We start from the raw sequence: 23,973 nt of genomic DNA, 5'->3' as shown, positions 1-23,973 counted from the left end.
ACAAGAAATTCGGGGGGTAAGAATTATGAAATCATATGTTAAAAGATTTTTAGTTATTTTATCCGGCATCGTAGGGATGTTGGGAATAGCTACGTTTACAGCTACAAATGTGCAAGCTGCTGCAGCTAAGGTTTCACCTATCAGTACAGTAACAACCACTACAATGTATTCTAAAAAAATGCATTTGGATTGGAATTACGATGTTTATTTACCTGCTGGATATAATCCTAGTGCCAATAAGAGATATCCAGTGCTTTACATGATGCATGGATTATACGGAAATCATAGAAATTTACTTGAGAGATTTAACTCTCAACAAATGCTTGATGGTGCGATGAAACGTAACAACACTAAAGCAATCGTTGTCTTTGTCGATGGTTTCAATAGTTTTTACGTTAACCAAAAGGGCGGACTTCAAGTTGAAAGTGCTTTGATGAAGGATTTGGTTCCAAAAATCAATTCAACATACAAAGTTTCTAAATCAAGAAGTGATCACGCCGTTGGTGGTGTCTCAATGGGTGGCTATGCAGCTGCTAGATTGTCATTGAAGTATTCAAACTACTTCTCAAAAGCCATCATGGTTTCACCTTCTGTTTGGTACAAGTTGCCTAAGGATAATTTGATCAGACAAAATATGCACGCCTTTACTAATGGCAAGACTCACTGGTCAGATCAAGTTTATAACAGTTTATTCCCTACAAAATATATCAACAACAAGACTAAACCGGTTAAGTTCTATATCGAAACAACTTCTGGAGATACAACTGTTCCTATCAAGGATGTCAATCATTTCGTGAAAGACGTTAAGAAGGATACTAATAAAGTTTCAATCAAATATGTCAAAGATACTGGCGACAACCATAACTGGACATACTGGACTAAGGCTACTCCAAAAGCATATAACTGGTTGATGAATGAATTTTAAATAGGGGGAGGAAACAAACATGAACAATAAAGATGTTGCTAACGAAATATTAAAAAATGTTGGTGGTAAAGAAAACGTTACTGCTAATGTTGCATGTATGACTAGATTAAGACTAGGCATTAAAGACAATGACAAAGTAAATGTTGATGCTCTAAAGAGAATTGACGGCGTGTTGGCTGTTGTTCAAGCTGATACATTACAAGTTGTCTTAGGTCCTGGTAAAGTTAACAAAATTGCAGAACCATTCGCTGATTTAACTGGAGTTCCTCTTGGCAGTGATTCTGATGATGGTGACGTAGCCGAAGATAGTAAACGTGGCGAAGACATCAAGGAAATCGCTAAAGAAAATAAAAAAGTTAATAAAGCTAAACACGATAAACCATTGCAACGTGGTCTACAACACATTGCTAATGTCTTTATCCCATTGCTTCCTGGTATTATTGCTGCTGGATTGATCAATGGTCTAGCTAACGTTATTGATTATCAAACTGGTCAAGCTTTTGTAACTGACTGGTGGTATATGACTATTAAGACTTTAGGCTGGGGCTTATTCACTTTCCTACCTATCTTTGTTGGTATGAATGCGGCTCGTGAGTTTAAAGGTAGTGCAATTCTTGGTGGTATTGGTGGAACGCTTTGCTTAGGTGTTACTGTTACAGGTTCACCATTGAGTTCACAAGCTATTTCAATGCCATTTACACACGCACCATTTACTGTTGGTGTTGGTGGTTTGATCACTGCTTTACTAATGGGTATCTTCTTTGCCTTCTTGGAAAGAAATTTCCGCAAGATTATGCCTAGTGTTCTAGATACATTCTTCACCCCATTATTGACTGTTATCGTTGGTTCATTGATTGCTGTTGTCTTCCTACAACCTGCTGGTGCTTGGTTAACAACTGCTATCTATGTTGTAATGGATTTCGTTTACACAAAGTTGAGCGTCTTTGGTGGATTTATTCTATCATCAACATTCTTGGCTTTAGTATCTGTTGGTTTGCACCAAGCTTTAACTCCTATTCACGTTTTGCTAAACGATCCTGCTGGTCCTACACATGGTATTAACTACTTGCTACCAATCTTAATGATGGCCGGTGGTGGTCAGGTTGGTGCTGGATTTGCACTTTACTTCAAATCAAAGAACAAACGTTTTAAGAAAATGGTTATGAGTTCAATTCCTGTTGCTATCTTGGGTGTTGGTGAACCATTGATGTATGCTGTTACCTTGCCACTTGGTAGAGCCTTTATTACTGCCAGTATCGGTGCTGGTTTCGGTGGTGTCGTTGCTTCACTATTCCACTTGGGTGCTGTTTCTCAAGGTGTTTCCGGATTGTTCGGACTCTTGATTATGCAACCAGGTCAACAATTTACATACTTATTGGCACTACTAGTTGCCTATGTGGGTGGCTTTATCGTTACATGGTTCTTCGGTGTCGATGAGAACAGAATTGACGAAATTTATCCAGAATAAAGGAGTTTAATTATGTTAGGATTTTCGGCTTACTTGCACAGTTCATTGAAAAAAGCTGATTTAGTAATGTTTGATAAGTTTGTTAAAGCTGGCTTCAAGGGCGTCTTCACCTCCATAAATTTACCTGAAGATGATCCGAAAGTTTTGTTAGCAAATTTAAAATCTTTAGGTCAATTGTGTGCGGAGAATAAATTGGAATTGACATTGGATATTTCATCCAGTGCATTGAAGCGTCTCAATTTAGACTTACCACGCGATATTAAGACTTTCCAAGATTTGCACGTTACAATGTTACGAATCGACGACGGTATTTCAATTCAGGAAATGGCACAACTCTCTCAGAAAATGAAAATTGCTTTGAATGCTAGTACTATCGTCCAGTCAGAAATCGATGAACTCAAGTCAGATCAAGCCAATTTCGATAATTTAGAAGCCTGGCATAATTACTACCCACGTGAAAATACTGGATTAGATTTTAATTGGTTTAATGAAAAAAATCAGTGGCTGAAACAAAATGGTTTCAAAGTGATGGCATTTATTGCTGGCGATGAAAACCTGCGTGCCCCAGTGTACAAAGGTTTGCCAACTCTAGAAGAGAATCGCTATGAGAATCCACTTGTAGCAGCTTTAAATATGAATGAATTAGGTGTCGACCGGATTTATGTTGGTGATCCAGCAATTAAGTCGACTACCTTTGAACAATTTAGAAATTATTTCGTGGAAAATACTTTGCAAATTCGCGTCCATTTAAATCAGGCTCCCGATTATATTCAAAGTATTTTTCATCAACGAGCTGACGTTTCACGAGATGTTGTCAGATTGAAGGAAGGACGTTTGCTCAATAAAACTGAGGTTAAGCCGCTTAATAGTGGTATCAGACGTCGTGGCTCAATTACGCTTGATAACGTGTTAGCAGGTCGCTATCAAGGAGAATTACAATTAGTTAAATATCAATTGCCGGCCGATAATACTGTCAATGTCATTGGACAAATTGTTGACGCGGATATTGGTTTGATGAAATATTGCGTTGCTAATCAAGCAATTCAGCTGATTGATATTGAAAGTTAGGATATGAATGTTATGGACATAAAAAAATTATCAACCGAAGGTCGTAATCCCCAAACGACTGACTTGGATGAGATGAGTCCGTTAGAAATCGTCTCAGTCATGAATCAAGAAGATCAAAAAGTGCCAGCTGCCATTAAACCGGAGTTGCCACAAATAGCTACAGCCGTAGAGAAGATTTCGCAAGCCTTTAAAAAGGGTGGTCGTTTATTCTATGTCGGTGCTGGAACTAGTGGTCGACTAGGAGTTTTGGATGCTGCTGAATGTGTGCCAACTTTTGGAACTGAACCCGAAATGGTTCAAGGACTAATTGCTGGTGGTGGCAAAGCTATGACTTTGGCAGTTGAAGGTGCTGAAGATGATGTTGAACTCGGTGCCAGTGATTTGAAAGACCGTAATTTAACTAAAAATGATGTCGTGGTTGGAATTGCTGCTAGTGGTCGAACTCCTTACGTGGTAGGCGCTTTGGACTATGCCAAATCAGTTGGAGCTGATACAATTGCATTATCGTGCAATCAAGATTCAATCATCAGTCAACATGCGGAGACAAAAATTGAAGTTGTCGTTGGTCCCGAAGTTTTGTCCGGTTCAACTAGATTAAAATCTGGAACCGCTCAAAAGATGGTACTCAACATGCTGTCCACAGCCGCAATGGTCGGTGTCGGTAAAACTTATGGTAATTTGATGGTCGATGTTAAGCCAACTAATAAGAAGTTAGTTCAGCGCTCAATCAATATTATTGTGGAAGTTACTGGTGTGAAAGCGGATATAGCTCAAGCTACTTTAGAAGAAGCTAACTACTCAGTTAAAGATGCCATCGTGATGATTTCAAATAAGATGGATCAAGCTGAAGCCGAGCAAAAATTAACAGAGTCAGGTGGTTTCGTACGTCAAGCAATCAAGTGAGGTAGCACATGGTCAATACAATTTTATTAACAATTCGTTCGAAAATGGAGAACGCTAGTAAAGCTGAAAAAGTTCTAGGTGAGTACATTTTAAAAAATGTCCAATTGATTCCCGGGATGAGTGTGGCTGAATTGTCGAAGCAAAGTGGCGTTAGTCAGGCCACAATAGTTAGATTTGCCCAAAATTTAGGTGTGGACGGTTTTAAAGGTCTGAAAGTGGAATTGGCACGCTGTTCCATGGACGATGTAACTAATGGTCTATATGATGAAATTTCGCCAGATGATGGCATTGATGAACTGAAAGAAAAGCTAGTTATTCGGATTCAACATACGTTGGAAACAACTAGTCAGGGTCTGGATAAAGATATTTTGAAGAAGACTGTCGATTTACTTGTCAGTGTTAATGTCATTCAAGTTTACGGACTTGGTGCTTCTAATTTAGTTGCCGAAGACTTTACACAGAAGTTTTCTCGAATTGGTTTAAATGTGATCAATACACAAGATACTCACGAGTTGGCATCGAACTTTTTGACTCAACACAATAGTCAAGTTATCTTCTTGATTTCTGATTCAGGTGAAACTGTGGAGACTTTGACATTGGCTAAATTAGCTAGGAAAAAAGGCATTCCAGTTATCAGTTTGACGTCGAATACAAATAGTAGTTTGGCTAAGGTATCGGATATTCATGTTTTGACAAGTGATAGTGTGCCGAAGGATAAGGTTAGATCAGCTGCGACAACATCTCTTATCAGTCAGCTGTATGCTGTTGATTTGATATATTATCTCTACCTACAACGAGATTACGATAAAAATGTTCAAAGACTGAAAGAATCGAGTCTTTTAGTTGATGAATATTTTGCTAAGAAAACAAAGAAGCGTTAAAAAGGATTCAATCTCATTTACAGATTGAATCCTTTTTTGTGTCTCATCTCCGGAGACAACATCATACAATAGCTAAAAATAACCACTAATCCTCAAATATCGACCACTTATTGCAAAATCGAATACAAATGAGCCTTTCTGCATAAAATAATAATCATAAACACGAAAGAAGTGATTATTATGAAACTACTTCAAGCAATAAACCTAACTAAAAAATTTCCCAATAAATTAGCTGTAAATAATATCTCCTTAACAATCAATCAAGGTGAGCTGGTTGCCATACTAGGACCTAATGGTGCGGGTAAATCGACTACTCTCAATATGCTGATTGGTGTTAGCCAACCTACTAATGGACAAATAATTTTTGGTGAAAAATCTGCTAGTATCAAGGATTACAAAACTGAACTTGGTGTTGTTTTTCAGAGCAGCGTTCTAGATGTCAATCTAACTGTCAAAGATAACATTATGACACGAGCTAATATGTATGCAAAACCAGTACAACTAAATAGTTTGATTAAAAAATTTGAATTAGAAAGTATTTGGAAACAGCCTTACGGCAGTCTTTCAGGTGGACAAAGACGTCGAGTTGATATTGCCCGTGCTTTGGTCAGCAGTCCTAAACTATTGTTCTTAGATGAACCGTCAACTGGCTTGGATATTCAGACCAGAACTAAAATTTGGGAAGTACTGGAGCAATTACGAAAAGAAACCGGCTTGACCATTGTCTTTACAACGCATTACTTGGAAGAATCGGAAAACGCCGATTACATTTATATCATGGATCAAGGTCAGGTCATCGCTGAAGATACTGTGGCTGGTTTACAGAAAAAATATACTCAAAATGTTTTACAGCTGGATTATTTAAACGGCGAGTCAAAAATAGAAACACTTGATAATAAAGATGAGGCTATTAAGATTCTGACTGAAAATGCTAAATTACTAGCTGATTTTGAATATCGTCCGGGCACAATGGATGATGTCTTTATGAATTTGACAGGAAAGGAGATTCGTTAATATGAAAGGATTAATGTATCGTAACTTAAAAATTTATTTCTCTGATAAAAGTGGGGTCTTCTTTTCTTTGATGGGAGCGTTGATTTCCTTCGTCTTATATTTAATATTCTTGAGTCAAAATATGGTTAATAGTTGGAGCAGTGTGCCAGATACGAAGCTATTACTGGACCCATGGTTGATTGGAGGCACGATGACTATTACCGCTATCACCACTACCTTAAGTAGTCTGAGTCTAATGGTTCAAGACCGCGAGAAAAATATTTTGTCAGATCTCAGTTTGACTGATGTTAGTTATCTAGGCATCCAGTGTTCGTATTTACTAACTGCGATGATTGTCGGAACTATTATGCAGCTGGTGATGTATTTCATGATGGGCGGCTACTTTATGATTACCGACAAGAGTCCATTGAATATGGCATTTTTTCCACAAATCCTTGGTACAGCGGTATTGAGCAGTTTTATTTGGACGACTTTTAACTTACTTCTACTATCGTTTGTTAAAAAAATTGATACTTTGGGTAAAATTGGGACAATTGTCGGAACTGCATCTGGTTTTCTGGCAGGTGTTTATATGCCAATTGGAATTTTGCCAACCGGAGTTCAAGAATTTATGAAATACACGCCAGCACTGTATAATACAGCTATATACCGGAATATTTTGATGAATACTCAGTTGAAAAATTCGTTTAAAAATTTACCTGTTTCAATTGTAAATGAATTTAATGAAAAAATGGGCATCAGTGTTAAATGGGACAGTCAGATTCTGACAGTTCAACAAAATATCTGGGTAATTATTGGCTTTGCAATGGTAATCAGTTTGGTAGCAGTTCTTGTTTCCAAATTGAGTCAACGTGTGGTCATCAACAAAGCTTGATTTTAAGGGGAACTGAATATGAAAATAAACTTCAATCAAGATGATAAAATTCCCAAAAATGAAATAGATATAACGGTTAAAGCAGCTAATTTTTCGAATGAAGTTCAAGAGTTAATGCGAAAATTGGAAGAATTAAATGCCAAGTTTTCAGCTATTCCGTTGTCAGTCGATGATCGTGTAGTTATGGTCCAAATTGATCAAATCATTGCTGTAGAAGTATTTGAGAGTGAATTAACTGTTTATACGCATGAAAGGAATTATCGTTTGCGTGGTCAATTGAAGAAGATGACTGAACGAATCAATGACGGTAATTTTCTTCAAATATCCAAGAATACTGTGATCAATTTGAATCATTTGGATTCATTGGAAGCAGCTTTCTCAGGTAATATGACAGCTTTTTTAACCGATGATTTGAAATTTAGTGTCAGTCGAAAATATCTAACTGACCTGAAAAAACAATTGGGGATGTGAGGTGTTGAATATGGCTAATATATTAAAAGTTGTGAAGTATTTTGCGATTGGAGTTTTACTAGGTTCGTTCAGTTTCTTATTGATAATCCTGCTTGGTGGCGAGATGATAGTTAGTCCCAAGGGCGTTTTATCGTTGTTCTTTTTCAGTGGCTTAATTGGAATTGTTTCAATGATTTTTGAAGCCGAGTGGTTCAATTTTCCAATTAGATTATTAATACATTTACTAATTACGATAGTGATTGTTGGCATGATGATGTACTTTGCCGGTTGGTGGAATCAAGTCGTTGCAAAACACGTCGTCTCATTTCTAATTACTGTTGGTATAACATACATTGGCGTTTGGGTGATGTTATATTTGGCAGACGTTATTAATACTAAAAAAATGAATTCAGTGTTGCAGAAGAGAAAATCTAAATAGACAATAAAAAGGGACTATGGCATAGCTATCTTTTGTCCTAAATATGCAGCATAAACGTGCAACAAAACATAACTTTTTCCGCTTAAAACAAATATGGACTGTAATCTAAAATCGGATTACAGTCCATATTTGCCTTAATGCTCGAAAGTTGACCATGTTTTGTCGCACTCTCTTAATTAAAATTCTTTGCTGCTTCACTCCAGCTTTTCAATTGGTCGTAAACTGTCTTCAAATCAGTATCGGTAGTGTTGGTTTCTGTAAGTATTTGATCCCACAATTCCTCTTTAACTTTGCGAATTGTCTTACAAGCTGCCACTCCCTTAGGGGTGATAGTGATCCAAGTAGTTCGGTGGTCGCTGTCATCAGGTAATTTAGTTATATAACCAGCAGTTTCAAGATGTGTCATTTCACGACTAACCAAACCTTTATTGATAGCAAGTTCAGTCGTGATTTGTTTTGCGGTGATTTTGTCATGTTCACTGATTAGAAGTAGAAAATTAGCGTTACTAGCGTTGATTTCAGGTAGCGTAACTTCATGACTCATAGCAGTCTGAAAGCGACGATGTAGCGCTCCAATGAACTTTCCCAGTTTTATAATATCCAAGACAACGGCCTCCTTTTTGTTTTAGTATAGCATAAAATATAGTTGACAAATAAACTAAATGAGACTATATTCTACAATAGTTGCTTTATCAACTAATGGAGGACAAAATGGCTTTTAAACGACAAGTATTATTTATATTATTTATGTGTATCGGCATGGGTGGCAGTATGAGCTGGTTAAAATTGGCTACAAATCAAGGAATCAATAGCTCGATGTGGCGCATGTTTTTGATATCAGTTTTACCAACGATAGCATTTGCCTTTGTATTTAACTTTTTGATTGTCAGTAATGTAAGCAATTGGTTGGTTAAATTACTCACGAAGAATATAACCGATGAGAAAGTTATTGGTTTAAAAGCAGGGGCAATTCGTGGCTGGACAATGTTGATCATGATGAGTTTTACGATGAGTACGAGAGCTCTTTGGATCAGCGGAACACTTTCACATATGACAGTAGTGCAGTTTATCCTGGGATATTTTGGAACATTGACGATGGCATATTTTGTCCGTGATGTTGTTATCATGCCATTGGTTAGACGAATTCTATTTAGACCAGTAGTTTAAAAAATAATCAAGTTAAATAACTTACGGAAGGGCTGAATTCATAATAAAATTCGAGCCTTTTTGTTTAGTTTTCTGTTATCCGCTTACATAAATAACGAATTCTGTTAGTATAAGTATTGCTATAATAGATATAAATTACATTATTTGGAGAATTAGTTTATGGTTGCAGAAATTTTGTATCAAAAAGTGGCCGATGATATCAAGAAAAATATCTTGTCCGGTGTTTATGAACTAGATAGCTTGATTCCCACTGAAAATGACCTTGAAAAGAAGTATTCCGTCAGTAAAATAACCGTTCGTAAAGCAGTTGAACAGTTAGTTGCTGAAGGTTATTTGTTGAAGAAGAGTGGAATTGGGACAAGAGTTGTCAGTAATCACTTGTTCAATAAATTATCGAAGGCCAAGTCATATTCTACAATTGTCAGAGAAAATGATAAGTTGACGAAAAAAGTGCTAGAAGTTGCGAATGTGTCCGCTGAACAGACACCGATTGCGACTGAATTTGGTGACCAGAATATCGTTTATATCAAACTTTTATATTCCTTGGATAATAAACCTTTTATTATCGTGAACCATTATTTACCAAACGTAAAAGTTCCAACCGAAAAACACAATTTGAAAAACCAGTCATTGTACAAGTTTCTAAAAGACAGTGGTCAAGAAATCAACAATTTCAAAGATGAATTCAGCGCGGTCAACATCAGTGCTGCGGATCAAAAATTGTTAAACAAAGATGATACTTTAGCTTTGAAACGAATCAGACGAGGTTTTGATAATAAAGGTCATTTGATTGAATATACGGAATCCATCTATGACAGTAATAAAATGCCATACAAAATTGAATATGAAATTTAGTTGGAATAATAAGAGATTAATTAGTCGGAAGGGCTGAGAATATACACCCGCTGTGGGTGTGGCGTTATGGCTTTAGCCATTACACCACCGGGCGTGTTTGGAGACTTGCCGAACTGTGGCAAGGCTTCAAACCGAGGCTCGAGACCGTACTTTGGCTCGGGCCGTTCCGCATAGCAGGTGTATATTCTCAGCCCTGGAGACGGCTTCATTCAAGATTTTATTTAAGCGTTTACATCATAACATTATAATGTTATGATGATTGCGAAAAAAGAGGAGGGTACATATGGATAATTTTGTTAATTTTTTGAACGCCAAGATCTTGCCAGTTGCCAATCGAGTTGGGACACAACGACACATGATGGCAATCAGAAAGGGGGTTATTTCAACACTACCACTGACCATTGTTGGTTCATTCTTTACTTTGATCAATAATCCCCCCATTCAAGCGTGGGCTGATGCAATAGCTCCTTATAAGGAAATTTTAGATATACCGTTTCGTTATACTGTCGGTATTTTAGCCTTGTATGCCACATTCGGTATCGCATCGTCATTAGCTGACAGTTACAAATTAGATAAATTGAGCAACGGAGTTTTGGCTGTTTTAGCTTTTCTAGTTTCAACAGCTGCACCAATTCACATTACAGAAGATGTTAAAGGTGTGATTTCGGCGGGACGTTACATCGATATTTCTAATCTGAGTGCTTCATCGCTTTTCGCTTCTATTGTGACTGGACTTTTATCAGTTGAAATTTATCGTTTCTTCAAAGAACGGAATATCACTATCAAAATGCCGCAAGGTGTACCACCAGAGGTTTCTAATTCCTTTGTCGCCTTGATTCCGGCAGCGTTTATCCTAGTTTTCTTCTGGTTCATTCGTTACATTTTAAATTTCAATATTTCATCATTCTTGAGCTTGATCTTGATGCCATTAAAGGGTGTCTTAGTTGGTAACAGTCTCTTCGGTGGCCTACTAACAATTCTCTTGATTACTGGCTTTTGGACATTGGGTATTCACGGTGCAGCTATCATGGCGCCAATTACGAGACCTTTCTGGGAAATGTCAATCGCCCAAAATATGAGTGAATTTGCTGGTGGAACTAGTGCTAATCACCTTTCAACAATCTTCACTGAACAATTCTTACAATGGTTCCTCTGGATTGGTGGAGCCGGTGGTACTTTGGCCTTAGTTGTCTTGTTCATGTTCTCTAAGTCAGCATATCTCAAGGATTTGGGAAAACTTGCGATTTTGCCTGGACTTTTCAATATCAATGAACCAGTTATCTTCGGTGCACCAATTGTTATGAATCCAATCTTAGGTATTCCATTCATCGTGGCACCTTTAGTAACCGGAACACTCTCGTATTTCATGACAATCTGGGGCGTTGTACCAATGATGATGGCCCGTTTGCCATTCACCGTCCCAAGTCCATTAGGTGCATTCAGTAGTACAAACTGGAGTATTCCAGCCATGATTTTGGTGTTTGTTAACTTCTTAATCGACTTGGCAATTTACTACCCATTCTTCAAGATTTTTGAAAAACAACAACTAGAAAAGGAATAGGTGAGAATAATGGCTTTATTATTTTTAGCAATCTATTTTATCGCCTGTGAAATTCTGGTTCAAAAAGATATTATGCCTAAATTTTTAAAAAAATTGCACGCTGGAAAGTTAATTCTCGTTTCATTATCCGTAATTTTAACTTTAGCGGTGATTAGCTTCTACGTAAAATATGCCGTGATCCTAGTTATTCTAAGTACAATTTATTTTTCCGTTGTGATTTCGAATTACTACTTGAAAGAATTCCAGAAAATGGAGAGAGGTAAAAAAATATGACCAAGAGGACTTTAGGTATCTCGCTATATCCAGACCACAGTGATGTGAACGAAGATAAGCGTTATCTCGTACTTGCTAGTCAATATGGATTCACCAGAATTTTTATGAGTATGTTGGAAGTTTCAGAAGGCAAAGAAAAAGTTGCCCAAAAATTTACCGACTTGATTAAATTTGCTAAAGGATTGGGATTCTCAACAACTTTGGATATTGCTCCGAATATCTTTGATCAATTAGATATTTCATATGATGATTTGGACTTCTTTTCTGAATTAGGTGCTGATGCGATCAGACTTGATCAAGGATTCGATGGTCAAAAAGAGGCTTTATTGTCATTCAACCCTCAAGAAATTAATATCGAGTTGAACATGAGTAATGATGTGGCTTATCTGGACAGTATTTTGAGTTATTCAGCCAATCGACCTTTTATCTATGGTTGCCACAACTTCTATCCCCAACGCGGAACAGGATTGCCACTAGATTTCTTCATCAGTGCATCACAAAGGTTTAAGAATCAAGGTATTGAAACAGCTGCCTTTATTACTTCACAAGCTGGAACAATTGGACCTTGGGATATCAACGATGGCTTGCCAACTTTGGAAATGCACCGTGACCTGCCTTTGGATGTTCAAGCTAAACACCTTTTCGCTACTAACTTGATTGACTGTGTGATTATCGGAAACGCCTATGCCTCAGAAGATGAATTACGTCGTCTTGGCGAATTGGATCGTTATCAATTAGTTTTCAATGTGGCTTTGTCAGAAGGCATTACGCAATTAGAACGTGAAGTTTTACTTGATAATCAACATGTCAGACGTGGTGATATTACTGATTTAGTTATCCGTTCGACCGAAGTTCGTAAGAAGTATAAAGCCAACGATAATCCGGTTAATTCAGATACACATACCTTTGTCCGTGGCGATGTTGTCATTGGTAACGATGAATTCGGTAAGTATAAGAATGAATTACAAGTTGTTTTACGGGACCACAGTGATATGAGAAAGAATCGTGTCGCCCAAATTCCAACAGATGAATTGTTCCTATTAGATTATATCGGACCATGGGACAAATTCCGTTTTAGGAGATGATTTGGTGAATAGTCTCTATATAAAAAACGGTAAGGATATCAATGAACAGCCACTGGAATTGCTATTGGAAGATGGCAAAATCATCGACATGGCACCGCAATTAGATGTCGTCGCCGATGAAGTTATAAATTTGCAAGGTCATTCGTACGTTTCCGCCGGTTGGATTGACGATCATGTGCACTGTTATGAAAAGATGTCGCTTTACTATGATGATCCTGATTTTGTCGGATATCGTAACGGCGTTACAACAGTGATCGATGCTGGTTCAACGGGCGCTGACAATATCGGTGACTTCTATCATCTAGCTCAAGCAAAGAAAACTAACGTCTATGCGATGATTAATATTTCTAAAACGGGAATCTTGGCTCAAGATGAATTAGGCGATATGGATCGGCTTCAATTTGATGATTTACAACAGGCTATTAACGATTATCCGAACTTTATCATCGGTTTGAAAGCACGTATCAGTAAATCGGTTGTCGTCGGTAATGGAATTAAACCTTTAATAGTTGCTAAAGAGTTTCAAAAAAAGTTGTCTCAACGTTTGCCACTAATGGTTCACGTTGGAACTAATCCGCCAGAATTATCAGAGATTATGGATGTCATGAAATCCGGTGATATTATGACGCATTGCTTTAATGGTAAGGATAACGGCATTCTTAATCCGGATGGTTCAATCAAAGACTTCGTTCGAGATGGTCTCGATAAAGGCATTATTTTTGATGTCGGCCACGGGACGGAAAGCTTTAACTTTGAGACAGCTGAGGCGGCGTTCAAAAATCACATTTATCCGCAGAGTCTCAGCACCGATATTTACCACGGTAATCGTGAACATGGTCCAGTTTATAATCTGGCAACGTGTATCGAAAAAATGTTGTATCTAGGCTTTGATTTGCAAGAAGTTTTGCCAATGATAACTAGCGTTCCAGCAAATAATTATCACTTAACTAATAAAGGAAAGTTGGCAATTGGAATGGACGCTGACGTAACAATTTTCAATATCGAAAATTTTCCTAAAACGTTAGTTGATTCAGATGGCAACACTCGTAAAAGTACCAAGACTGTCGAACCAATCTATAGTATTGTCGGCGGCAACGCGTATCTGATTGGAGAATGATATGGATATCTATAAAAAATATAACTTGAAACACGTCATCAACGCTGATGGGAAAATGACTATCCTCGGTGTTTCCAAAGTCTCTGATGAAGTGGTTGAAGCACAAAAGCAAGGTGCTCAAAACTTCTTTGAAATGGGTGACCTATTGGTTCAAACAGGTAAGTATTTGGCTAAATTAGTTGATAGTGAAGATGCCTTAGTCGTTAACTCATCGTCTGCAGGTATTGCCGAAACAATTGCCGGAATTATTGGACAAGGTAGCCGTTATCACGTTTATCATCCATATACTGACCGAATTTCTAAACGAGAAGTTATTTTACCCATGGGTCACGACGTTGATTATGGGACGCCAGTAGACGTTATGCTTGGAGTTGCTGGTGCCAAAATGGTTCCAGCTGGATACGCCAATATGTGTACGCCTGAACATTTGGAAATGCAGATAACTGATCAGACGGCCGCAATTCTTTACATCAAGAGTCACCACACAGTTCAAAAGAGTATGCTGACGATTCCTGAAGCTATCGAAGTAGCTCACCATCATAATTTGCCACTAGTGTTGGATGCCGCTGCTGAAGAGGATTTATTGAAATATATCAAATTTGGCGCTGATGTAGTCATTTACAGTGGTGCTAAAGCCATTGAAGGGCCAGCTTCTGGGGTTATCTTCGGTAAAGAAAAATACATCCGTTGGGCTCGTATGCAAGGTGCCGGAATTGGTCGGGCAATGAAGATCGGTAAGGAAAATATTATCGGTTTAACGGCCGCTATTACTAAATATTTACGAGATGGTTCTGAATCTGGTGAATCGATGAAGGATAGATTACAACCATTCGTTGAGAATTTATCCGAAGTATCTGGCTTGAAAGTTGGAATTGTTCAAGATGCAGCTGGTCGGCAAATTTACCGTGCTGAAGTTACTCCAACTGGAGATTTGTCAGCTAAAGAAATTTGTGAACAGTTACGTAACGGCGATGTAGCGATTTATGCTCGTGAATATCGTGTTAATGAAGGCATTATCGAGTTCGATATTAGAGCGGTCGATGATGTGGAAATGTATCAAATTGTATCCAGTTTAAAGAAAATCGTTGGAGGAAAATAAAGATGAATTTACTACCTAATTATTTAGCAAATGGAATTTGTTTGAACGTACTAGCTAATTCAGTTCAAAACGCCAAAGATTGTTACGAAGCCGCTGAAGGTCACGTGGTGCTTGGTGTTTTAACTAAAAATTATCCAAGTGATGAAGCCGCAATTGCCGATATGAAATTGTATCAAGCAGAAATCGACAATGCCGTTTCAGTTGGTTTAGGTGCCGGAGATCCCAAACAAAGTGGCATGGTAACTCGAGTTTCAAAAGAGATTCAACCACAACACGTTAACCAAGTTTTCACAGGTGTGGGCGCTACTAGAGAAGCCTTGGGTCAAAATGAAACAATCATTAACGGACTAGTTTCGCCAACTGGTAGAGTAGGATTCGTCAACATTGCCACTGGTCCTTTGAGTAGCCAAACTGTTCCAACTGAAGTGCCAATTGAAACTGCCATTGCTTTGTTAAAAGATATGGGTGGTTCATCAATCAAGTTTTTCCCAATGAAAGGTTTAGCACACGTTGAAGAATTCAAAGAAGTAGCTCGTGCCTGTGCTGCCAATGATTTCGACCTCGAACCAACGGGGGGAATCGACCTAGAAAACTTTGAAACAATCGTCAAGATTGCAGTTGATGCTGGCGTTAAACGAATCATTCCGCACGTTTACAGCTCAATTATCGATAAAGAAACTGGCGATACTAGACCAGAAGATGTCGCTAAATTATACGAGATTATCAAGAAGTTTTAGAGGTTAGAGTATGAATATTTTAGCTTTTGGTGAGGTCATGCTACGTTTCACCGTGGCTGATAAAATGATGCTTGAGCAAAGCGATAATCTGACGATGTCGACTGTTGGAACTGGCGTGAACCTTTTGAGCAGTCTGGCACATTTTGGATATGAAACGTCTATGTTAACCGTCTTGCCAGACAATCCTATTGGGAAAAAAGCTGCGGCAGATGTGCGTAAATTAGGTATTTCTGACAAAAATATTCTCTATCGTGGGAAAAATTTAGGCAGCTTTTTTGTTGAATTAGGCCAAGGAGCCCGTCCGCAACGAGTGACCTATCAAGACCGCTTGTCGAGTTCTTTTTGTCTGATGAACGCTGACGATTATGACTTTGAAAAAGCATTGGTTGGCGTTGATATGGTCCATATTTGTGGGATTGCTTTGAGTTTGAATCGCCAAACACGTAAAGCAGCTTTACATTTGGCAGAATTAGCTCACGAACGTCATAAGACTGTTTGTTTCGATTTCAATTATCGGATGAGTCTCAATGAGGATAACAATCACGAGACGATGAAGAAACGTTACCAAAAAATTCTGCCATTCGTTGATATTGCCTTCGGTAGTCAACGAGATTTAACTGATTTATTGGATTATCAAGTCGAAGATGAAACAAAACTTTATCAAAAGTTCTGTCAGGATTATCAAATTAGTTTCTTTGCAGGAAGTAAACGTAATTTCATTGATAACCGCAAGTACTTTGAGGGTTTCTTGTTCCATCATGATAAGATTTATCGTTCTGCTGCTAAAGAATTGAATATTCTCGATCGAATCGGTAGTGGGGATGCTTTTGCCAGTGGCATTCTGACAGGTTTGATTGAGAAATGGGATTTTGAAGATATTCTAGAGTTTGCGATTGCCAATTCAGTTTTGGCGCAGGCTTCAATGAACGATTCTCCTATTTTTAGCAAGGCCGATGTATTCCATTATATTGATACCGAAGGCAAGAACGACCTAATAAGATAGCATTAATGTTTTAATTTTAGTTTCACCCTTCATAAATAAATAAAATAAGAGAAGATGATTTTTTCTACAATGTAGAATTATCGTCTTCTCTTATTTAGCTACTTTTGACTGCACCAATCTTTTTGACAAAATCGTATTTCTATTCGAATGGATCTTGCATCTGTGAAATATAGGCGGCCATGCGTTTAGTGTAGGTAGCGTGTTTGAATAAGTCGTCATTTTCCGTTTGCAATTCGGTTAAGTTATCCGTTATAACGCCATCAGTGCCCATAAAAATCATTCGATCCATGGATTCTTCATCGTTAGCGGTCCAAGCAAAGACTTTCTTTTGTTGCAAGTGAGCGTTGTCGACGAAGGATTGATTCAACGTTGTGTACTCCATGGTGAAAGCATTGGCATTGGTGAATGGAACGCCGAAAAGGTTGAACGGTAAGATATAACTTGTGGTGATCTTTGGCATCAGATTCTTAGCTTCTTCGATATAGTTGTAATTCAAAGAGTGAACCATGGCCTTGTTTTTTAAGAGTTGTTTTTGATATTTTTTAGCAAATAATTTTACGAAGTCCTTCTTATTGCCAGGAACAGCTTTCAATTCGACTAGCAACTTTTGATGTAGTCGAGTTGATGTTGCCAAGTAATCGTCAAAACTAGCGATGTGGGTGACTTTACCATTTTCATGAATCTGTGTCTGGGTTAATTCATCCAAAGTCATCTGGCTAGGACGTTTGTTGATACCTGCCAAACCTTTAAGCGTGTTGTCATGAAAGACGACAAACTGATGATCTTTAGTTTCTTGAACATCCATTTCAATATAATCCGGCTTTTCTTTGGCAGTGGTTTCAAGCGATTGAATGGTATTTTGGACACCATTGCCATCGTCAACACCACGGTGAGAAATTGTTAGTGGTGGAGTTAAAAACAAATCATTGAAGTAAAATGAATTGTATCCGATAAATGAAATTGCAAAAACTGTTCCTAAAATACCCCAGAACCACTTGTGACTACGATGTTTTTTGCGAGGATAAAAGTAATGTGTATGCGTGTGGCTGAGCAGAATCAAGACGGACATGCCAGCAGCGTACAAACTTACAACGTAATTTAGCAATCGAATGATAGTCATATTGATGACTGCCATTGGAAAATCGATAACTTTTAGGAATGAAAGATTGTCGACAATTGCCTGCATACCAACGAAAAAACCGTTACTAATCATGACGAAAAGGGCAACGATGACAACTAATCCTAAGAAAATCCCCAAGTAATAAAGCATTTTACCTTTAGTCATGTGCCAGCTACGTTTAATGGCATCTTTGATATCTTTATTTTCGAAAATCATCATTGGTAAAACGAAGAGCCAACGTAATCCGATATAAAAAATTACGAGATAGACGGCAATTAGAAGCAGTCCTAATGGTAAATGTTCCTGAAATAACCAATCAATAATAAATTGGGGAACTTTAACCTTGCTCAAAAGCGTGGAAGACATACCCATACTTCCGAATGGCGTGATAATTAGAAAATATAGTAGGAAGAATCCGAAAGCTTTGAAGGGAAGACCGAAGATATTTTTACTGACACTCTTGAGATAATCCCACCAACCCAAACTGGCATTGGATTTGATAGCCTGAAAACTGACTAGCATTAACGTGAACTGGGCGAAAACCAGTAATATTAAGATTAATAACACTAGAATCAGCCCGAGTACGACCAACGGCTTGTGAGTAATCAAGTTGATTGCGTTGCTATAAGAAATATAATTAACATTACCGAGATAATTAATACCATTAGCCATGGCATTTAAAGCCGGTACAAAAATAAAATTAATGCTTAATTGAATCAAAATAATAATTTGACCGTATTTCCAGAAATATTTCCAGAAATTACGGTTTTGATAACGTAATTCGCGAAGTGACCCCATATTTATACCCCTCTATACCTACTATATAATACATAATTATAGGGTTTTAGGAAGATATAAAATAATTAATTTAAAAGAATCGAGTGATAATTTGATGGACATGCATTTGAATCACCAGCCATTTATGGCAATTAAGAATGGAACTAAAACGATTGAAGTTAGATTGAATGATGAAAAGAGATCCAAATTACAAGTTGGTGAAGAGATTCGTTTTACTGATTTGAAAACTGACAAAACAGTTGTGACAGAAATTCTCAGCTTGGAACGATTCGCTAGTTTTAAGGATTTGTTCCGAAAATATTCTGGTGTAATTATTGGTAGTCCTGAGGATGAATCGATTGCTGAACTGGATCGAGAAAATCAGGAGATTTATTCACGAGAAATGGAAGAAAAGTATGGGGCATTAGCAATTAAGATTAAGTTAGTCAATTAATCTTCCACAAAAACTGGTTTCATAGCTTGATAGCCGAAAAATAGTATGAAACCCATATCATGTGAATAATTCACTTGTTTTTTCAATCAATAACCTGTTATTTAAAGTAATTAAGCCATCAGGCAACTGACGGCCGAACAGTTACTTATCAAAAACGCTAAAAATCGAATAATCATCATTCGATTTTTAGCGTTTTATTCATAAATCTATTTTACTCACACATCTAAAACTTACTCTTCAAACTCCCAATATTCTTAATCACCACCGAAGTACTGCCATCCGGATTCGTTTCAAACTCAATCGCATCCCGGTTCTTCAACAAGCTAATCGGCACGTTGATTTCAATTCCATTATCTAACTTGATCTTTTGGCGCTCATATTTCTTTTCAAAATAATCCGCGTTGGGGACGGTAACGACTGGTTCAATCGCCTTTTTGGACAGTTGGTCCTTAAATTCTGCTTTAGCTTCTTCTTTCTGGTCAAACACCACGTTGGCGATATAATCATTATCGATGACGCCATCCGTCTCGATACTGTCATGAATCGCCTGTTGCGTCTTGGACGTGATGGTGAAGTCATCCCCGTCATCGTACTTTTCTGAAATTTTTTGAATCGATTTTTTGATCTGCTTAACGTTGTTCGAAACTTTGATGGGAACCGCCGCAACGTTAAGAAAATCTCGCGACATCAGCCACTTACCACCGGCACCTGTGTACTGTTGTTCGCGTAACTGAACTTTATCGCCATCAATCAGGAGCATGTTCTTAACCCCCTGACTAGGTGATGGCAGGATACTATTGTTTTGAACGATGTTATTAACCAAAACATCCTCGTCATACTCAACGTTATGGATATAGCGCTGGGTGTAATCCAACTTGGCAATCCCAATCATCTGGCTCAAGTCTTCTAGTTCGACGTTAAAGAATAACAAGTCGCCACCGGGAATTTTTTCATTGACCTTGATACTGTCAAAATAATCCAACGCAAATTTTTCCGTCAGTTTTTGAAAATCGTCACGCCCATTCCAGAACTGTTCGAGTATCGGAACCCGTGATAGCTCCAACTCTACATATTCACTTTTTTCAAATTTATCAATCACTTTTTCAACGTACTTGGAAATTTCAAGGTTATCCTTAGCAATCTCTTTTTGCGACAAAACAACGTTGCCGGAGTCCTTATCCAAGATATGGTCAATCACATTTAGAATTCGCATTACTTTTCCCCACTATGCATACCGGTATTGAAATACGGTTTAGTTGCTGGTAAAAACCATCTAATATCATTATATATAGTGTTGACTACGAAAGCTATTGCCATCAGACACCCTTATTCTGTCAAAACAGAGTGACACTTATTTTTTTAAATCCATTTATTCTTCTCAGCGACATTCAAAGCTTCAATTCGTGACGAAGTTCCTGTCTTACTAAGAATAGAAGAAATATAATTTCTAACTGTTCCTTCTGACAAAAAGACTGCTTTAGCAATATCCTTACTGCTTTTTCCAGTTTTAATCTCTTTTAGAACATCTAATTCACGTTTCGTTAAGGGATTTTTTTCAGCTGAAATAATCGTCGAAACCAATTCTGGCGAGAAAATTGTTTTCCCGTCTAGGACCTCATGAATTGCTTTGACCAACTGTTCAGTCGGATTATCTTTCAATAAATATCCGTTAACGTCCGCCGCAACGGCTTGGGCAAAATATTGTGCATTAGCAAATGTCGTTAAAATAATGACTTTGATTGGCAGTTTGAGTAAATGGATTTGTTGGGCAACGTCTAATCCAGATAGTTTAGGCATCTCGATATCAAGAATAGCAACGTCAGGATTTTTAGTGATGATTGATGATAAAGCAATCTCTCCGTTTGTAGCGGTGCCAATGACTTCGAGGTCATCTTCTAAACTTAGTAATGTTGCTAGTGCGGTATTCAAAAGTTTTTGATCTTCTGCCAGAAAAATTGTTGTCATTTTACTTGTCCTTTTTAATCTGGATTTTTAAGGTGATGCCTGAACTTGATACAATTGTGATTGTGCCGTTAATGTTAGCTAACCGTTGTGCCATACCTTGGATACCAAATGAGTCTTGTTGATTTTTTTGATAGCCAATGCCGTCATCTTTAATAGATAGATAGTAATTATCATCGTCTTCATTAAAATTAAATGTAGCAATATGAGCTTTGCTATAACGAATAATATTGGTTGATGCTTCTTTAATAATGGCTGCTAAAACGGTTTGAACTTTGATGGGCCAGTCGATGGAGATTTTTTCGTTATTCGAGCTTTGCATGATATTGATTAGACGTAGGTTGCGCTCCTCTTCAATCATTGCTTCAGCAATTGACTTCTGATTCAAATTACTGACAATTTTTCGCACCATAGTTAGGCTTGCTCTTGAAGTTGTTGCGATATCTTTAATTTCTTGTCGTGCTTGATTAGGACTTTTATCTATTAATTTGTCAGCTAATTCAGCCTTCAAAGTAATCACGGAGAAAGATTGGCCGAGATTGTCATGTAAATCTTTGGCAATTCGTTCACGTTCTTGCTGTTTAATAATAGTCTCCAAACGCTTATTGTTTTGTTTTAAACTATACAAGCGGCGGTAACTGTTTCCTAGTGAGCGTGCGGCAAAAGGAGATCCAATAGCGAAAAACATTGTGATAATAATTCCGAAAAATTGGTATTGCTCAAAATTATAGATTATGTCGATGAGGATACAAAATACGCTGAAGAACAAATAGAGGGCAGTATATTTGTAAAATTGACTTTTTTTGAATGGTAATGAACCAATCTCCCAGGCTGTATAAATAAAAAGGGTTCCTAAGCCATATTGGTAGACTAGATAGGTCGTTATAAGTAATTGACCAGTTATTTGAACTGGTAACCAGCGGTTTATTACATAACCATCACGGTATAATTTCAAAAAAAGCAATAATAACGAAAACAAAATCCAATCAAACCCATGTTTAAGTAAGGTTTCACTGGATAATGTTATCAAAGAAAATACCCAAAAGTAGGGAATAATACCGAATCGTTTAGGAAATAAAATATGTTTTTCCAAAAATTTCATGCGAAGGTCAACTCCCGATGTTTTTGATACTTTATTACTAGTAAGGTTCCCACAATTAGAACAAGGAACCAAAGTATAATGCCCATAATGGATGAAATGTCTATTGATTTACTATTAAGCAGGGCTTTATCAATATTGGATAATTGAAAAGTGGGGGTTAATTTACCAATACTTTGAAGCCATTTAGGCATGGCGTTTATAGGCATCCATAGTCCACTAATAATGGCTAAAGGGAAGGTGACCAGATTATTTAGTAAGTTCACAGTTGCTGGATTTCCCGATAGAGAAATGAGAATACCGATAAAGATAAGTGGAATAGTGCCAATAATTGTTGCTAAGATGATGAAAGACCAAGTTTTGATTGGTAATGATAAATGGTTAATTAAAATTCCAGTTATGCAAATACCGACAGCAGCAATCAGATTCAATAGTAGAAAAATAATCACACGTGACAAATAATATTTCCATCTAGGCAAGGGTGTTAGGCGAGAGAGCGTATCAAAATGACTAGTCTGATCCTCCAGTAGCGTATTAGCAACGGTGATTGTGGAACCTAGTAAACAGCCGTAAATAATCATGCTGATAAGATAATTTAATTGCCAGACTTTCAATTCAGTTTGAGCAGTGTTTCCGACAAATATTTTGGAGTACAAAATATAGAATAAAATTGGCAGAACAATATCAAAGAAAAAAAAGCGCTTGTTACGAAGGATGATACGCTTAAAATTTATTTGAACTTGATAAATAAAACTACTCATGTTGAACACCTTCCTTATTAAAGTTGATAAATAGTGAATCAAGTGAATTTTGTTTAACTTGTAGATTTTTGATGGCAGTTAAATATGGAGTTAATTCTTTAATTAATGATTCGGCAGTTTTAGTTGTCAGTTGATAATGGTTTCCCATATGTTTGAAAGCAATAATTTCTGATAGGGATTGGAAAATTTCGGGTGTCAATTCACTATCAAATTCAATTAGTTTTTCGCCTTCTAAATTACGTAAATCAGCTAAAGTTCCATCAAAATTAATCGATTTATTTTGTAAAATCATAATCCGGTCAGCTACCGACTCTAATTCAGTTAGGTAATGGCTGGTTACAAAGATAGTTTTGTGTTGGCTTTTCATGTCCATAATAATTTGCCAAAACTTTGTGCGACTTTGACTATCCATACCGGCCGTTGGTTCATCGAGAAATAAGAGATCGGGATTTCCCGCAACTGCTAAAGCAAAAGATAATCGTCGCTTTTGCCCACCTGATAATTTGGGCATTTCTGAATTTTCTAAATCTTTTAAATCAGCTAATTTAATTAGGTCTTCGTAAGGGTATGGATGTTGATAATAACTTTGTGTTAGTTTCAAAATTTCCTTCACGGTAATTCGTGTAATTGAAATATTTTGTTGCATCATAACACCGATATGTTCATGTAAATCTTTTGAAGAATCTAAAAGATTAACCGTTCCAGAGCTGGCAGAAATTAAGTTAAGCAAGATATTGATTAGGGTTGATTTACCAGCACCATTTTCACCAATTAAAGCGATAATTTGTTGATTAGAGACATCAAAATTAATATCATGTAAAACTTCTTTTTTACCATAGCTTTTGTTTAAATGATTAACACTGATTAATGAGGTCATAATT

The 23,973-nt window shown here is 37.3% G+C and carries 25 protein-coding genes; 18 read left to right on the top strand and 7 right to left on the bottom strand.

Annotated elements, in window-relative coordinates; genetic code table 11:
• The first annotated feature begins 25 nt into the window (after positions 1–25).
• The 9 genes from AAA923_RS05165 (at position 26) to AAA923_RS05125 (ending at position 8,022) form a co-directional block, all read left to right on the top strand.
• Entirely contained in the window at positions 26–925 is a 900-nt protein-coding gene (locus AAA923_RS05165; RefSeq protein ID WP_338215169.1) for an alpha/beta hydrolase, read from the top strand.
• Positions 926–944: 19 nt separating this feature from the next.
• Positions 945–2,393, top strand: coding sequence for a PTS transporter subunit EIIC (locus AAA923_RS05160; protein ID WP_338215167.1), 1,449 nt, complete (start codon positions 945–947; stop codon positions 2,391–2,393).
• Positions 2,394–2,405: 12 nt separating this feature from the next.
• Entirely contained in the window at positions 2,406–3,461 is a 1,056-nt protein-coding gene (locus AAA923_RS05155; protein WP_338215165.1) for a MupG family TIM beta-alpha barrel fold protein, read from the top strand.
• Positions 3,462–3,464: 3 nt separating this feature from the next.
• A complete protein-coding gene (gene murQ, locus AAA923_RS05150; protein WP_338215163.1) occupies positions 3,465–4,364 on the top strand; it encodes an N-acetylmuramic acid 6-phosphate etherase in 900 nt (299 codons plus the stop codon).
• 8 nt (positions 4,365–4,372) lie between these two features.
• Positions 4,373–5,245, top strand: coding sequence for a MurR/RpiR family transcriptional regulator (locus AAA923_RS05145; protein ID WP_338215161.1), 873 nt, complete (start codon positions 4,373–4,375; stop codon positions 5,243–5,245).
• 180 nt (positions 5,246–5,425) lie between these two features.
• Positions 5,426–6,259: an ABC transporter ATP-binding protein gene (locus AAA923_RS05140; RefSeq protein ID WP_338215159.1), complete on the top strand. Its 834-nt coding sequence runs from the start codon at positions 5,426–5,428 to the stop codon at positions 6,257–6,259.
• Between the two features lies 1 nt (position 6,260).
• The gene (locus AAA923_RS05135) at positions 6,261–7,133 is read left to right on the top strand and encodes an ABC transporter permease (RefSeq protein WP_338215157.1); all 873 of its coding nucleotides are present in this window, start codon (positions 6,261–6,263) and stop codon (positions 7,131–7,133) included.
• Positions 7,134–7,151: 18 nt separating this feature from the next.
• Positions 7,152–7,604 carry a LytTR family DNA-binding domain-containing protein gene (locus AAA923_RS05130; RefSeq protein WP_338215155.1) on the top strand — a complete coding sequence of 151 codons (453 nt, stop codon included), beginning with the start codon at positions 7,152–7,154 and terminating at the stop codon, positions 7,602–7,604.
• 10 nt (positions 7,605–7,614) lie between these two features.
• Entirely contained in the window at positions 7,615–8,022 is a 408-nt protein-coding gene (locus tag AAA923_RS05125; RefSeq protein ID WP_338215153.1) for a DUF3021 family protein, read from the top strand.
• 172 nt (positions 8,023–8,194) lie between these two features.
• Here the strand turns inward: AAA923_RS05125 and AAA923_RS05120 are convergent, their stop codons facing one another.
• Positions 8,195–8,626, bottom strand: coding sequence for a MarR family winged helix-turn-helix transcriptional regulator (locus tag AAA923_RS05120; protein WP_338215152.1), 432 nt, complete (start codon positions 8,624–8,626; stop codon positions 8,195–8,197).
• 107 nt (positions 8,627–8,733) lie between these two features.
• On the opposite strand from AAA923_RS05120, the gene AAA923_RS05115 reads away from it, so the two are divergent.
• The 8 genes from AAA923_RS05115 (at position 8,734) to AAA923_RS05080 (ending at position 16,919) form a co-directional block, all read left to right on the top strand.
• On the top strand, positions 8,734–9,189 hold the full coding sequence (locus tag AAA923_RS05115; protein WP_338215150.1) for a hypothetical protein: 456 nt from the start codon (positions 8,734–8,736) through the stop codon (positions 9,187–9,189).
• 159 nt (positions 9,190–9,348) lie between these two features.
• Positions 9,349–10,044, top strand: coding sequence for a GntR family transcriptional regulator (locus tag AAA923_RS05110; protein WP_338215147.1), 696 nt, complete (start codon positions 9,349–9,351; stop codon positions 10,042–10,044).
• A 283-nt stretch (positions 10,045–10,327) separates the two neighbouring features.
• Entirely contained in the window at positions 10,328–11,605 is a 1,278-nt protein-coding gene (locus AAA923_RS05105; protein WP_338215145.1) for a PTS sugar transporter subunit IIC, read from the top strand.
• Positions 11,606–11,874: 269 nt separating this feature from the next.
• Positions 11,875–12,963 (top strand): DUF871 domain-containing protein, encoded by a 1,089-nt coding sequence (locus AAA923_RS05100; protein ID WP_338215143.1) that lies wholly within the window; start codon positions 11,875–11,877, stop codon positions 12,961–12,963.
• A 4-nt stretch (positions 12,964–12,967) separates the two neighbouring features.
• Positions 12,968–14,080 carry an amidohydrolase/deacetylase family metallohydrolase gene (locus AAA923_RS05095; protein WP_338215142.1) on the top strand — a complete coding sequence of 371 codons (1,113 nt, stop codon included), beginning with the start codon at positions 12,968–12,970 and terminating at the stop codon, positions 14,078–14,080.
• Between the two features lies 1 nt (position 14,081).
• On the top strand, positions 14,082–15,179 hold the full coding sequence (locus tag AAA923_RS05090; RefSeq protein ID WP_338215140.1) for a DgaE family pyridoxal phosphate-dependent ammonia lyase: 1,098 nt from the start codon (positions 14,082–14,084) through the stop codon (positions 15,177–15,179).
• 2 nt (positions 15,180–15,181) lie between these two features.
• Entirely contained in the window at positions 15,182–15,916 is a 735-nt protein-coding gene (dagF, locus tag AAA923_RS05085) for a 2-dehydro-3-deoxy-phosphogluconate aldolase (RefSeq protein ID WP_338215138.1), read from the top strand.
• A gap of 10 nt (positions 15,917–15,926) precedes the next feature.
• Entirely contained in the window at positions 15,927–16,919 is a 993-nt protein-coding gene (locus tag AAA923_RS05080; RefSeq protein ID WP_338215136.1) for a sugar kinase, read from the top strand.
• Positions 16,920–17,058: 139 nt separating this feature from the next.
• On the opposite strand, the gene AAA923_RS05075 is transcribed toward AAA923_RS05080, so the two are convergent.
• Entirely contained in the window at positions 17,059–18,837 is a 1,779-nt protein-coding gene (locus AAA923_RS05075) for a glycerophosphoryl diester phosphodiesterase membrane domain-containing protein (protein WP_338215134.1), read from the bottom strand.
• Between the two features lie 94 nt (positions 18,838–18,931).
• Between AAA923_RS05075 and AAA923_RS05070 the strand changes: the two genes are divergently transcribed.
• Entirely contained in the window at positions 18,932–19,270 is a 339-nt protein-coding gene (locus AAA923_RS05070) for an ASCH domain-containing protein (protein ID WP_338215406.1), read from the top strand.
• Positions 19,271–19,493: 223 nt separating this feature from the next.
• Here the strand turns inward: AAA923_RS05070 and AAA923_RS05065 are convergent, their stop codons facing one another.
• The 5 genes from AAA923_RS05065 to AAA923_RS05045 all read right to left on the bottom strand — a co-directional run bounded on the left by AAA923_RS05065 (position 19,494) and on the right by AAA923_RS05045 (position 23,969).
• Positions 19,494–20,483, bottom strand: a complete 990-nt coding sequence (locus AAA923_RS05065; protein ID WP_338215132.1) for a nucleoid-associated protein — start codon at positions 20,481–20,483, stop codon at positions 19,494–19,496.
• A 146-nt stretch (positions 20,484–20,629) separates the two neighbouring features.
• Positions 20,630–21,235: a response regulator gene (locus AAA923_RS05060; protein WP_338215130.1), complete on the bottom strand. Its 606-nt coding sequence runs from the start codon at positions 21,233–21,235 to the stop codon at positions 20,630–20,632.
• Between the two features lies 1 nt (position 21,236).
• Positions 21,237–22,334, bottom strand: a complete 1,098-nt coding sequence (locus AAA923_RS05055) for a sensor histidine kinase (RefSeq protein WP_338215128.1) — start codon at positions 22,332–22,334, stop codon at positions 21,237–21,239.
• Complete coding sequence (locus AAA923_RS05050; protein ID WP_338215126.1) at positions 22,331–23,092, bottom strand: ABC transporter permease; 762 nt, start codon at positions 23,090–23,092, stop codon at positions 22,331–22,333. The genes AAA923_RS05055 and AAA923_RS05050 overlap by 4 nt, the downstream gene beginning before the upstream one ends.
• Positions 23,085–23,969: an ABC transporter ATP-binding protein gene (locus tag AAA923_RS05045; protein ID WP_338215124.1), complete on the bottom strand. Its 885-nt coding sequence runs from the start codon at positions 23,967–23,969 to the stop codon at positions 23,085–23,087. The genes AAA923_RS05050 and AAA923_RS05045 overlap by 8 nt, the downstream gene beginning before the upstream one ends.
• Positions 23,970–23,973 lie beyond the last annotated feature (4 nt).

The sequence above is a fragment of the Companilactobacillus muriivasis genome (assembly GCF_036246245.1).
Taxonomy (GTDB): Bacteria; Bacillota; Bacilli; order Lactobacillales; family Lactobacillaceae; genus Companilactobacillus; species Companilactobacillus muriivasis.
The sequence above is the reverse complement of the archived record's forward strand: the minus strand, read 5'-3'. Positions and strand labels throughout refer to the sequence as shown.